This is a genomic window from Psychrilyobacter sp., from assembly GCF_037132775.1.
GTDB lineage: Bacteria > Fusobacteriota > Fusobacteriia > Fusobacteriales > Fusobacteriaceae > Psychrilyobacter.
This window is the reverse complement of sequence record NZ_JBAHZY010000017.1, coordinates 1-12,651: the sequence shown is the minus strand read 5'-3', so window position 1 is coordinate 12,651 and position 12,651 is coordinate 1. Positions and strand designations below refer to the sequence as shown.

General features: G+C 32.0%; 12 protein-coding genes and 1 riboswitch. Of the genes, 10 read left to right on the top strand and 2 right to left on the bottom strand.

Features of this window, described 5'->3' with window-relative positions:
- Window positions 1–945 (bottom strand): Na/Pi cotransporter family protein (locus V5784_RS01035; protein WP_336887192.1); only part of this gene is annotated, 945 nt, incomplete at its 3' end.
- A 359-nt stretch (window positions 946–1,304) separates the two neighbouring features.
- Between V5784_RS01035 and V5784_RS01030 the strand changes: the two genes are divergently transcribed.
- From V5784_RS01030 to V5784_RS01010, 5 genes are all read left to right on the top strand, one after another.
- Window positions 1,305–2,213 carry a prenyltransferase gene (locus V5784_RS01030; protein WP_336887191.1) on the top strand — a complete coding sequence of 303 codons (909 nt, stop codon included), beginning with the start codon at window positions 1,305–1,307 and terminating at the stop codon, window positions 2,211–2,213.
- Window positions 2,213–2,938 (top strand): demethylmenaquinone methyltransferase, encoded by a 726-nt coding sequence (locus V5784_RS01025; protein ID WP_336887190.1) that lies wholly within the window; start codon window positions 2,213–2,215, stop codon window positions 2,936–2,938. Before V5784_RS01030 ends, V5784_RS01025 begins: the two co-directional genes overlap by 1 nt.
- Complete coding sequence (locus V5784_RS01020; RefSeq protein ID WP_336887189.1) at window positions 2,928–3,254, top strand: hypothetical protein; 327 nt, start codon at window positions 2,928–2,930, stop codon at window positions 3,252–3,254. The genes V5784_RS01025 and V5784_RS01020 overlap by 11 nt, the downstream gene beginning before the upstream one ends.
- 1 nt (window position 3,255) lies before the next feature.
- Window positions 3,256–4,197 carry a polyprenyl synthetase family protein gene (locus V5784_RS01015; RefSeq protein WP_336887188.1) on the top strand — a complete coding sequence of 314 codons (942 nt, stop codon included), beginning with the start codon at window positions 3,256–3,258 and terminating at the stop codon, window positions 4,195–4,197.
- Between the two features lie 66 nt (window positions 4,198–4,263).
- On the top strand, window positions 4,264–5,136 hold the full coding sequence (locus V5784_RS01010; protein ID WP_336887187.1) for a DMT family transporter: 873 nt from the start codon (window positions 4,264–4,266) through the stop codon (window positions 5,134–5,136).
- Window positions 5,137–5,257: 121 nt separating this feature from the next.
- Here V5784_RS01010 and V5784_RS01005 read toward each other — a convergent pair whose 3' ends face one another.
- Complete coding sequence (locus V5784_RS01005) at window positions 5,258–6,448, bottom strand: NAD/NADP octopine/nopaline dehydrogenase family protein (protein WP_336887186.1); 1,191 nt, start codon at window positions 6,446–6,448, stop codon at window positions 5,258–5,260.
- Window positions 6,449–7,033: 585 nt separating this feature from the next.
- Between V5784_RS01005 and selD the strand changes: the two genes are divergently transcribed.
- The 5 genes from selD (at window position 7,034) to V5784_RS00980 (ending at window position 12,346) form a co-directional block, all read left to right on the top strand.
- A complete protein-coding gene (gene selD / locus V5784_RS01000; protein WP_336887193.1) occupies window positions 7,034–8,008 on the top strand; it encodes a selenide, water dikinase SelD in 975 nt (324 codons plus the stop codon).
- A gap of 20 nt (window positions 8,009–8,028) precedes the next feature.
- Entirely contained in the window at window positions 8,029–9,432 is a 1,404-nt protein-coding gene (gene selA, locus V5784_RS00995; RefSeq protein ID WP_336887185.1) for an L-seryl-tRNA(Sec) selenium transferase, read from the top strand.
- Complete coding sequence (gene selB, locus V5784_RS00990; RefSeq protein WP_336887184.1) at window positions 9,429–11,327, top strand: selenocysteine-specific translation elongation factor; 1,899 nt, start codon at window positions 9,429–9,431, stop codon at window positions 11,325–11,327. Before selA ends, selB begins: the two co-directional genes overlap by 4 nt.
- A gap of 14 nt (window positions 11,328–11,341) precedes the next feature.
- On the top strand, window positions 11,342–11,935 hold the full coding sequence (gene yedF, locus V5784_RS00985; protein ID WP_336887183.1) for a sulfurtransferase-like selenium metabolism protein YedF: 594 nt from the start codon (window positions 11,342–11,344) through the stop codon (window positions 11,933–11,935).
- Window positions 11,936–12,073: 138 nt separating this feature from the next.
- Window positions 12,074–12,346, top strand: a complete 273-nt coding sequence (locus V5784_RS00980; protein WP_336887182.1) for a DUF3343 domain-containing protein — start codon at window positions 12,074–12,076, stop codon at window positions 12,344–12,346.
- Window positions 12,347–12,360: 14 nt separating this feature from the next.
- Window positions 12,361–12,458, top strand: a riboswitch (purine riboswitch).
- Window positions 12,459–12,651 lie beyond the last annotated feature (193 nt).

Sequence of the window (12,651 nt, the reverse complement as noted above, 5' to 3'; positions counted from 1 at the left end):
TATCATTTTTTCCAACATTGTAGCTATATAACCTATGAATGGCAAGAATAATAATACATTAGTTACGTTAAACAAAGTATGAGCAGTGGCAATATATTTTGTAATATTTGATATAGGATTTACAAAATTTGATAGGAATTGAAGATAATATGGAAATATAGATACTACCCATGTTACACCTATAATATTTATAACTGTATGGGCTATTGCGGCTCTCTTTGCATTGGCACGGGCACCTAGCGAAGCTAACATAGCAGTAATTGTCGTACCTACATTTTCTCCTAAAACTAAAGCTACTGCTGTCTCAGAATTTATCATTCCCTGGCTGGCTAATACAATTGTAATACCCAAAGTAGCCGAAGATGATTGAACTATAGCTGTAAGCAAGGCTCCTACAAGAGCTGCTGCTATTACTCCACCAAAACCGCTACTAGCATCAAAGCTGTGGAATAATTCTATGAAGAAAGGCATAGTTCTAAGGGGTTTAAATCCTGAACTCATTAATTGTAAACCGAAGAAAATCATTCCAAGACCCATAGAAGTTAAAAACTTAGTCTTGACTGTATCCTTTTTAGCAAACAGATAAAAAATAGCTGAAATTCCTACCATTGGTAAACCATATTTTCCAATTTTTAATACCAAGATCCACCCGGTAACAGTGGTACCAATGTTGGCTCCTAGAATTACACCCAATGCCTGCTTTAAACTCATAAGGGAGGCATTAACAAATCCGATAGTCATAACTGTACTTACAGAAGATGACTGAACCATGGCTGTGACTAATATACCGACTAGACAAGCTATAATTCTGTTTTTAGTCAACAGACCAATTATATTTTTGATTTTAGCTCCGGCAATTTTTTGCATTCCGCTAGACATATGATGCATACCATATAGAAAGATTCCTAGCCCTCCTATAACCTTAAAAAAAATATCTAATCCCATTTTACTCCTCCTTAAATTTTTCATGCTTTCAACAACAATTTAAATTTATATATGTTTATACATTTTTTACAAACAATAAATCGATCTTTTCAATGTTTCTACTTTATAACTGGTATTTTATTTTCATAATATAGGTATTATAAACTAAGTGTGTAAAATCCGTGTTTATTTAATGTAAAAATAGTGTAAACAAAAAAAATAGGGAGACATGGGGATAATTACTGCAGAAATTATATAGATTGATCACTGTATATAATAAATAAATATAATATAATATAATATACCTAGTAAAACATCCTTATAAATGCTAGGATGAAGAGTATATTTTAAACGTTTAATATTAATTTTCAGGAGGAAATATGACTAAAAAACAACTATTTGCGATACTTGACCCAAAAACTTGGTCGGCATCTATTATTCCGGTACTTATAGGAACTCTTTATTCAACATATCAATTTGGAAATCTCAGATTAGATCTATTTATAGCTATGTTACTTTCGGCAGTAGGAGTACAATGTTTTGCCAATGTACTCAATGATTATTCTGATTATTTAAGTGGGTTAGACACCGTAGATACTGTCCATGATAGAGAGGGGGGGATTCTGGTTTTTGATAGTATCCCACTCATTCAAGTAAAAAAATTGATGGTCTATCTAGTGGTATCTACATTATTTCCATCAGTCTATCTTCTCTTCCATGGAGGAGTTCTAGTTGCCATTATTGGTGTTATAGGGTTTCTTGTAGCTTATTTTTACTCTGCAGGGCCACTGCCTATATCTAAAACAATGTTAGGAGAATTACTTTCAGGATTTACTATGGGAGGTCTTATAACTTGGTTAGCGTATTATATTCAGACTGGCTATATAGATAAAAATATTATATTGATTTCAATACCTATAATAATTTATATAGGATCTATCCTCTTCACAAATGGTCTTTGTGACATAGAGAAAGATCGAGCAACTAGAGTAACTCTTCCTATAATTATAGGAAGAGAGAGATCTATAGATATTTTAAAATTTGCCTATGTAATGATGTATATTTTTGTATTTTTAAGTATTGTTCTAAAAACCTTGCCTAATTTAATGTTTTTAATCTTTTTATCGGTTCCATTGATTGTGAAAAAGCTTAAGTTTATTACAGTTAAAAATATATCTTTAAAAAATAGATCGAATATCATGGAAAGTTCAGTTTTATCGGGAATTATCTTTTTTCTTTTTTATATGATAATTATTTTAGGAGAAATTTTAAGGAGTGAGTTTTTATAATGTCAATTGAAAATGATAAAGATCAAAAGAAGAGAGCTCATAATGTGTTTCAAAAAATATCATATTGCTATGATTTTATGAATGATATTATTACCCTTGGAGTACATAGACTATGGAAAAAAGACCTCATTAGAAATATTCCAGTGGAGAGTAAAAAAATATTAGATGTGTGTTGTGGTACTGGAGATATAGCCATAGGAATGGGGAGAAAATTAAAGACTTCCCAGATAAAAGCCCTTGATTTTAGTGATAGGATGCTTAAGGTCGCTAAGAAAAGAGCAAATGCAAAAAATCTTAAGAATATAAAGTTTATTCATGGGAGTGCATTATCTCTACCCTTTAAAGAAAATAGTTTTGATACTGTTACTATCTCCCTTGGAATTAGAAATACATCTGATTATAAAAAGGTTCTCAGTGAGATAAATCGTGTTTTAAAACCTGGAGGTAGTTTTTTTTGTATGGAGGCTTCCTATCCAGATCCCTTATTAATCAGGAAGATATTAAAATTTTACTGTAGAGTTTTAGTTCCAATTATGGGGAAAATTATAGTGAAATTACAGACAGAATATCGTTGGTTAGATGAATCTGTAGAGGCTTTTTTATCCAAAGAAGAACTCACAGCACTTATAAAAGAAACAAAATTTACTGATGTAACTCTTAAAACCTACCTTTTTGGAAGTTGTACCCTACATTGTGGAATTAAAGGAGGAGGAGATGGAAACTAAAAAATATTTTGATCTCATAGAGAAAGAATATTTAAATGAGGTTTCTCATGTATCAAAAAAAGATTATATAGAGGAGGCTTTTAAGATGGCTTACCTTATCCTTTTTTTTCATAATTCTAAAAATGATATAGATGGCAGGGATCTTCTTTTGGGAGATCTATTTATATCCCTTTTAAACAGACATCTCTTAATCTTAGATAGAGAACTTTTAAAAAAAATCACAGACAGGGTTACCCTTTGTTATTCTAAGAAAATTACCTGTGGAAAATGTGATTATACGGAAGAACTCTTAGAACTACTAAAGGAAGTGAGTTGAGATGATATATACAAAAGAATTAATAAAGATAGAAAAAAATATAGAGGTTCTTATAGAATCCCTGAATGATGAGTTTACAAAAAAAGAAACTAAAAGATTAATAAGCTCAGGTGGTAAACGATTGAGACCTCTTTTTTTGATCTTAGCTGCCAAGGCTGGAACAATTAATAAAAAATGTTATGAAGCAGCAGCTTCTTTGGAACTTCTTCATACTTCGTCTTTAATTCATGATGATATAATCGATCATGGGGTGATGAGGAGGGGAAAAGAAACCACAGTAAGTGTTTATGGAAGGGAAAGGGCAGTTTCTACAGGAGGAATCCTCTCTTTTTTTGCTATGGATAATATTATATCCCTGGGGAATGAAAAAGTGTCAGCTGCCATGATAGATACTTTAGAAACACTTTGTTTAGGAGAGTTAAAGCAATTGGATGAAAGATATAATTTTGAGATAAATTATTATGATTATATAACTAAAATTTCTAAAAAAACAGCTTCTCTTTTCGCTCTTTCGTGCACTATGGGGGGGATTTTGTCGGGAGCAGCCGAAAATACCATAGAGAAACTTCACAATATTGGTTTTAATATAGGGTGCAGTTTTCAAATTTTAGATGATATCCTAGATATAAGTGGTTCAGAAAAAGAAACTGGAAAGGTCTGCGGTCAGGATATACGAGGGGGGATATTCACTCTTCCTTATTTACTTTTGATGGAGAAAGACCCTTGTTTTAAAAAAAGAATCCTTTCAACAACCTATAAATCTCGAAGTTCTGAGTTTGATGAACTGACAGATGAAGTTAGAAAAAATTTTATCTTAGAGGAGGCATATGGTGTGAGTAATTTGTTTTTAGACAAGGCCTCTAACCTTCTCTCCACCTTGGAATGTCCTGAGGTTCAAAAAAGTTTTACATATATCATAAATAAATTATATAGGAAGATCTAGAAAAATATACAACTTAATGGATAATATATTATAGGAGGGGTTAAAATTAAATATTTAGGAGAAACGATGGCGTTAGTTGCAGCACTTGGAATGGTAGGAGCATCTATTTCCTTTGAGGTTGCTGGTAAAAAAGTAGGATCTCTTACGGTAAATATCGTTAGACTTATACAAGGTCTGATTTTTTTGAGTATCACTTCTTTTTTTGTTAGGGGAATACCGTTTCCAATAGACGCTAGCCTAAAAGAATATACGTTTTTAGGAATATCTGGTTTTATAGGGATGTTTTTAGGTGATTTATTTATGTTTGAATCCTTTGTTCTTTTAGGGGCTCGTATAACTACCTTGATAATGACCGCGGTACCTGTGGTGACTGCTCTTTCAGCATGGATTATACTGGGAGAAACCTTAAGTTTTCAAGAGGGAATAGCTATTTTACTTACTATAGGCGGAATATTTTTAGTAATGTTTTATGGTAACAGAAAGGGCAAGGGAGAGAAAAAAGAAAAATTTCCAATAAAAGGAATTCTTTGTGCCATAGGTGGAGTTCTAGGACAATCTTTGGGACTTATTTTTAGTAAGATAGGTCTAGAATCTTACGATCCTCTCGCTGCTACTCAGATTAGAGTAATTGTAGCTACAATAGCCTTTATAATTCTTATATCTATAAGGGGAAAATGGGGAGAAGTAAAAAAAGGCACAAAAGATAAAGCGGCTCTTAAATGGTTAGTCGTAGGATCTTTTTTTGGTCCATTTGTAGGGGTTACTGCAATGCTTATAGCACTAAAAAATGCAAGTGCAGGAATAGTATCGACCCTTTCATCTACAAGTCCTATATTAGTGATACCGTTTTGCATATTTATATTCAAGGAAAAAGTGAGACCGATAGAAATTTTAGGAGCTATTATCTCTGTAGGAGGAGCATCTCTTTTCTTTATATGAAATAAAAAAGACCTTTTTTCATAATAACTCCATTATAATGTAGTTATCAGAACAAACATTAAAGGAACTAATTTATGAAAAAAGGATCTAAACATTTTAATATATCTAAAAGAGAAAAATATTATTTTATTAGATCTATCTCTTTGTATGTTTTGTATCTTGTTGGTATCCCAACTTTTATACCGTTGTACTCATACTCAGTATTTAATACACCATTTTTTAATAGATCTAAATTTAAATAACTTTGACTCCAATTTAAAATTTCGTCAATCATAGGAACTTCTATCTTATATTTATTTGCAAGCCATTTTACTATAGCAATTCCATAAAATATATCATCTGTAAAAAATCTACTATTTTTATCTAAAATATATTTTTCTCCATCTTTCATTACTGGGGTTTTTATTCGGCCAAGAGTTTTAGAATTTATAAAAGATTCTTTTATATTTTCATTGGAAGAATTATTTGTAAATCTTTCTAAATCTAAATAATTCAGCATATGATCAAAATGTTCGGTTGGATTTAGTTCTCTAATTTTTTGTCTGATTTTTTCATAATCTGCATCTAACATCTTCAGTATATTGGCTGAACTTTCATCAAACTCTCTATAAAAATAAGGAACCTTATCTAAGGTTTCCCAACCTTGCTTGTTTTTTAAATATAATCCGTACATACGTGAAGTATGAATTATTTGATTATCTACCGATAAAGTTAATGATAAAAAATTATCAGCTTGATAGGTTTTACTTGTTCCATACCCTTCTAGTGATATTTTTTCAAATAAATCATTATTTAATTCATTAAATTTATTCTTCGGAAAAACAGATACGATATTAATAGGCTTAGCACCATAAGTTATTCCAATTGATCCATATTCCTTAGTTCTGCATATCCATGGTATTAGTCCATAAGAAAAATATACCAACTTATTCAATGAAAATTTCTCTTTAATTTCGTTATACATCCAATTAACTCCACCTTGGCCATAGATAGATCCAAGCCACACCTCTTTATCTTTTGGAATGTGTTCTCCAATCCTTAAAAGTACTTTAAAATATTGAGATACAGGCATACATAATAAAATTATTTCAGCATCTTTTAAAGCTACTTTTTCATCGCTTGTAGCTAAATGTATTTTTCCTTCTACTATTTTTTCAACCTCTCCATTTTCTGATTGAAACTCTACCTTTAAAGTTTTTTTCCAAAGGTCCGGTTTACTCGTTAAAATTGTGACTGTAAAACCTAGATTTGCTAGTAAAGGTGCTACTGTATGAGCACTACTACCGCCTCCAACGATGGTTATTTTTTTCATTTTTTAACTCCTCCTTAAATTTAAATATCTAATTTTGGTTTTTCCGACGTTTTTTAAGAAATTAAAAAAATTATAGTTTTTTTGGGGATCGATTAAAAATATGCTTTTCTTAAGAATATTTTTTATTGAGAATATTTCTATGACTCTTTTTTGTTGAATTTAATTTTAAAATGTAAGATGTAAGATGTGGAATAATAACTTTTCGAGAGGTAAAGGGATATAAATGGATAAAATTGTATTGTGATTTTTAAATTTTAAGAGATATTTTATATTTCATTATATGACGTTATCGTGAAAAAGTCCAGTAAAATCAAAAGTAGTTAAAAAATTAGTGATATTAGGTGGATGATTTATAGGTGTTATCAGACGCTGATTCAAGTGTCATTCTTTAAATATTTGATCCACCTAGGGTTATAAAAAAAGAAGCTGTTAAATTTCAATTTTATTTATTTGTATAAATTGAGCTCATATTCCACTCTTACATTGAATTAACATGGGAAAAATGTTAAAATGGAAAAAAATATGGGAGGTAATAAGATGAATGAATTTAAAAAATTTTGCAGTGGTGGAGGCTGAACTTCTAAAATAGGACCGGGTGTTCTATCAAAAGTGTTGGCTCATATCCCAAAAGCATATGATAAGAATCTACTTATTGGATTTGATAGTGCTGATGACGCTGCAGTATATAAGGTGAGTGAGGATACGGCCTTAATTCAAACGTTAGACTTTTTCACTCCCATAGTTGAAGATCCATACACATATGGAAAGATAGCGGCAGCTAACTCTCTCAGTGATGTATATGCAATGGGTGGAGATGTTCTTACAGCACTAAATATAGTGTGTTTCCCGGAAAAATTAGATCATAATATATTGGGAGAAATTTTACGTGGCGGAGCTGAGAAAGTAATGGAATCAGGTGGGATCTTAAGTGGAGGACATTCTGTAAATGATGAAAATCCAAAATATGGATTGTCTGTAACAGGAGTAGTACATCCTGATAAGGTAATAGCTAATAATACGTGTAAGGTAGGGGATAAATTAATCTTAACAAAACCCCTTGGAATCGGAATAGTGACTACAGCTCATAATGTAGGAGAAGCCAACGATCGTTCTTATAAGGAAGCCATAAAACTTATGGAAACGTTGAATAAATATTCAGCTGAAAAGATGAAAAAATACAAGGTAAATGGGTGTACAGATGTAACTGGATTTGGATTTTTAGGGCATCTATCTGAGATGTTAAATGATGAGATCAGTATGATAATAGACAGTAAAAAGGTCCTTTATATTAAAGAAGCCTATGAGTATGCAGAAGAATTCTTGATTACCTCTGCCGGACAAAAAAATAGAAAACATCTGGGAAATAAAGTGATTTTAGAGGGTGTTTCATTTCCCATGGAGGAGATATTGTTTGATCCGCAGACTTCAGGGGGATTACTTATAAGTGTAGCAAATGAAGATGCAGACAGGCTTTTAGCTGATCTGGAAGAACTAGATATAAAATCCAGCCTTGTAGGAGAAGTCGTGAAAAAAAATATATATAGAATGAAAGTTATATAGGCAATAAAGGGGGGTTAAGAGTGAAAAGACTGTTATCAAGTCTACCAAAAGTAGATGAATTTTTAATAAGTGAAAAATTAGAAAAATATAAAGATAGTATTCCATATAATATCCTAATTAAATCTATTCGGGAAGGAATTTCATTCTACAGGGAAGAGATATTGAATAAAAGATTGGCTGATATAAATATGGAAAAGGAAGATCTAAAGATAAAGATCACCGACAAGATAATAAAATTAATTGAATCAAAAAATCAGTTAAATCTCAAAAGGGTAATAAATGCCACAGGAACGATTATTCATACTAATTTAGGAAGATCAAAGTTAATAGAAAGCAGTGTGAAAAATATAGTAAATATAGCCAGCAACTATAATAACCTGGAATATGATATCTCTACCGGTAAGAGGGGGAGCAGATATTCCCATATTGAAAAATTAATCTGTGACATTACAGGAGCTGAAAGCGCCCTGGTAGTAAATAACAATGCAGCAGCAGTATTACTGGTTTTAGATACTCTGACTAAGGATAAAGAAGTAATCGTATCTAGAGGAGAACTGGTTGAGATAGGTGGATCCTTTAGAATTCCTGCTATAATGGAATATAGTGGTTCTAAGCTGATAGAGGTAGGAACAACCAATAGAACTCATAAGAAGGACTATTTAGAGGCTATAACACCTGAAACCAAAGCACTTCTAAAGGTTCATACTTCTAACTACAAGATCATGGGATTCACTAAGAAAGTAAAGAATGAAGAGTTATCTAAGATGGCGAAAGATAAAAAATTGATCTCTATTGAAGATTTAGGTAGTGGCGTATTGGTAGATTTTTCTAAATATGGATATAAGAAGGAACCTACAGTTCAAGAGAGTTTGAAATCTGGTATAGATGTAGTTACATTCAGTGGGGACAAACTTTTAGGAGGTCCTCAGGCTGGAATTATAGTCGGGAAAAAACAGTATGTTGAGAAGATGAAAAGAAATAATCTTTTACGTACTTTAAGGGTCAGCAAGTTGACGGTAGCTGCTCTAGAAGTTACCTTGAGAGAGTATTTAGATGAAGCGGAAGCTATAAAGAATATTCCTACCCTTAGAATGATATTAGAGGGGAAAGATGAGGTTGAGAAAAGAGCTCATATTTTATATGAAAAATTAAAAACTTTAGGAAATTTTGAGGTGGATTTAGTTGAAACTAGTGCAATGATCGGTGGAGGATCTATGCCTACAGAACTTATGGATAGTTTTGGGGTAGCAATATCTTATACAGGTTATAGCATTGTTAAATTAGAAAGAATACTTCGAAATAATTCATTATCTATCATTGGAAGAATTCAAGGCGGTAAATTGATTTTCGATTGTAAAACTCTGAATGAAAACGATATGGATAGTATATATGAAATTCTAACTAAAGGGATTGATACAATATGAGTATAGTAATTGGAACGGCAGGACATATAGACCATGGTAAAACCACGTTGATAAAAAACCTTACTGGGATAGATACCGATAGATTACCTGAAGAAAAAAAAAGAGGGATCTCTATAGATTTGGGATTTAGTTACCTCAATCTACAAGATGAAAAAGTAGGTATAATAGATGTTCCTGGACATGAAAAATTTGTGAAAAATATGATGGCAGGAGCTACAGGAATAGATATAGTTATGTTAGTAATAGCTGCTGATGATGGAATAATGCCTCAGACTCGTGAGCATTTTGATATAGTTAGACTTTTAGGGATTCATCACGGAGTTATAGTAATAACTAAGTGCGATAAGGCAAGTAAAGAAAGGGTACTAGAAGTAAGGGATGAAATAGAGGAAGAATTAAGAGGAAGTTTTTTAAGTGGAGCTCCTATGATAGAAACCTCTATAGATAACCCCGATTCTTACGAAAAAGTAAAAGACTCACTGGAAGATTTAATAAAAACTATTAAAAGTGAAGAAAAAGAGCAAATAGTTTTTAGAATGTCGGTGGATAGATCATTTAGTGTAAAAGGATTTGGTACCATAATCACAGGGACATCTCAAGGGAAAGATTTGAGAGTAGGAGATTCTCTGCAAATATATCCTGGTAACAGGGTCGCAAAGATCAGAGGTATACAAAATCACGGTCTCAGTGTTGACACTCTTAGTGCAGGGAATAGATGTGCTATAAACCTTGCAGGGATAGACAAGGAAGATATAAAAAGGGGAAGTGTAGTGGCTACTCCTAATTCTCTTTCTGTAACTAGACTTATGGATGTAGAGATAAATTACCTGTCTTCTAATAGCAAGATTTTAAAAAATAACCAAAGAGTTAGATTTCATCATGGAACAAAGGAGATCATCTGTCGGATAAAATTACTAGATCAACAGGAATTAAAAGCTGGAGACAGCGGTTATGCTCAATTGATATTAGAGAAGGAATTGGTTGGATTCCCTGGAGATTTAGGAATACTTCGTAATTATTCTCCTATGTTTACCATTGGAGGAGTCACTATCCTAAATCCATTGGCTGTAAAGGCTAAGAGATTCGATGAAAAATTAATCGTGAAATTAAAGGGTGGGAAGAACAACAATAGTGTTAAACTATCTGGTGTCATTGAGGAACTAAGCTCTAAATATCCATCTTTTGAAGATATAAAGTTAAATTTTGGAAGTACTGAAGATATCACTGAACCACTGGTAAAACTAGTAAAAAATAAGGAAGTTTTAGAGTTGACAGCTTTAAGCGAAATTATATACATGCATAAAAACTTTTTAGAAGAAAAAAAGGTAGAACTTTTAGCTATTTTGGAGGAATTTCACAGTAAGAACCCACTGTTAATAGGAGAAAATACTTCTACTCTGAGAAATAAGGTTTTTTCTAAGAAATTTAAGAATAAAAATTATTTAGAAGTTTTATCAAAACTAGAGGATGATAAAGTTATTAAGGTAAATTCTAGTCTTGTTTCACTTTTCGATTTTGAAATAAAGTTAAGCACAAACCAGGAAAAAATTAAAAATACGATCTTAAAAACTTATAAAAATAATGCCTACAAGCCTCCTAAATATGAGGAACTGTCTAAATTAGCTGGGGATCCCAAGGAATTAAAGAGAGTTTTTGATATGATGGTATTGTTAGGAAAATTAAAGTTCATAGAAAAGGACATTTTCCTCATAGATTCAGATTATAATAATCTAGTGATGATAATAAATCAACTGGGAGAAGATGGCAAAGAGATAGCTCTTCCTGATGTTAAAGCCAAGATGGATACTAGTAGAAAATATTTGGTTGCCTATTTGGAACATCTAGATAAGATAGGAATAACTAAGAGAGTAGATAACGCAAGGGTACTTGTATAAGGGAGGTATTAATTTTGATAAAAATAGATGCTATGGGATTGGCTTGTCCATTACCTGTAATTCATACTAAAAAAGCATTAAAAAATATAGAGGAAAACGGTCACGTAGAAACAATGGTCGACAATGTATCTTCCATGGAAAATCTATTAAAAATGGCCAAAGAGATGGGGCTAGAGTCTAACAGTGAAAAAGTAGAAGAACACAAGTATAAGGTAGTAATCATTAAGGGTGAAGGTGGGACTACTATTGTTTCAAATGATGCGGCATCAAATGATAAGATGGTCATTGCGATCTCTTCTGATAAGATGGGAGAAGGGATAGATGAATTAGGAGATGTATTGATGAAGGGATTTATCTATACACTGACTGAGATGGATCTTATGCCAACTACGGTTTTGCTCTACAATGGAGGAGCTAAACTGACAGTAGAGGGCGCTCCTACACTTGAAGATTTTAAAACTTTAGAGGAGATGGGAGTGGAGATATTAACTTGTGGAACTTGTCTTAATTACTATAATTTAGGAGATAAATTAGCAGTAGGAGAGGTAACTAATATGTACACTATTATGGAAAGACTGCAGAGTGCAGATAAATTAATAAGACCATAGACCCTCTTCCTTTTAAGTTTCTCCCTCGTAGGGAGAAACAAAGTTAGAATAGTGAGGATGGAATAAGAAAAAATTAAAATACCTTTCTCTAATTTACAACGTGAAGAGAAAGGTTGCCGACAGGCGAGAGAGGGTAGTATGAAAAAAACAGAAGAATTTAACCTTATTTCTTTTGAGTCAACTCATATGGCGATAAAGAGTGAGAAATTATTAAAAGAAGTTAATTTAGATATAAGAATAATTCCTGTACCTATGGAAATAACATCTAGTTGTGGCCTTTCACTTCGTATAAATCCTATAGATTATAAGGAAGCTAGAGAAATTTTAGACAGAAATCAGATAGAATTTTCAGGATGTTATATGATAAAAAAAATAGGATTGAAAAAAGAAATTCTTGACATCACCAAGTAAATTATTGTAATATTAACTATAAAAATATTTAAATCCATATATTTCCATAATTTGGTTGGAAGTTTCTACGAGTCACCGTAAATGGCTTACTATGGGGTTAGTTAATTATAGTTTCTTCCATGGTTTCCATCAAAAATTTTGAAAGTTTTTTTGAACTATTATGATTGGCGGTGAGTCTTGTCAAGCACACCACCACATATTTTCAAGGAAAACTTCATTTGCAGTAAAATAATTTAATACTTTTCGCGGTCTATTTCTAATTCTTTCTACAGTTCTTTCTAACTCATCATCTGGTATTGCTGAAA

Bases quoted from the DNA above. Each gene is read 5' to 3' on its own strand.
- V5784_RS01005 (WP_336887186.1), bottom strand. From the start codon at position 6,448: ATGAAAAAAATAACCATCGTTGGAGGCGGTAGTAGTGCTCATACAGTA.
- V5784_RS01020 (WP_336887189.1), top strand. From the start codon at position 2,928: ATGGAAACTAAAAAATATTTTGATCTCATAGAGAAAGAATATTTAAAT.
- V5784_RS00980 (WP_336887182.1), top strand. From the start codon at position 12,074: ATGAAAAAAACAGAAGAATTTAACCTTATTTCTTTTGAGTCAACTCAT.
- selB (WP_336887184.1), top strand. From the start codon at position 9,429: ATGAGTATAGTAATTGGAACGGCAGGACATATAGACCATGGTAAAACC.
- V5784_RS01015 (WP_336887188.1), top strand. From the start codon at position 3,256: ATGATATATACAAAAGAATTAATAAAGATAGAAAAAAATATAGAGGTT.
- V5784_RS01030 (WP_336887191.1), top strand. From the start codon at position 1,305: ATGACTAAAAAACAACTATTTGCGATACTTGACCCAAAAACTTGGTCG.
- V5784_RS01010 (WP_336887187.1), top strand. From the start codon at position 4,264: ATGGCGTTAGTTGCAGCACTTGGAATGGTAGGAGCATCTATTTCCTTT.
- V5784_RS01025 (WP_336887190.1), top strand. From the start codon at position 2,213: ATGTCAATTGAAAATGATAAAGATCAAAAGAAGAGAGCTCATAATGTG.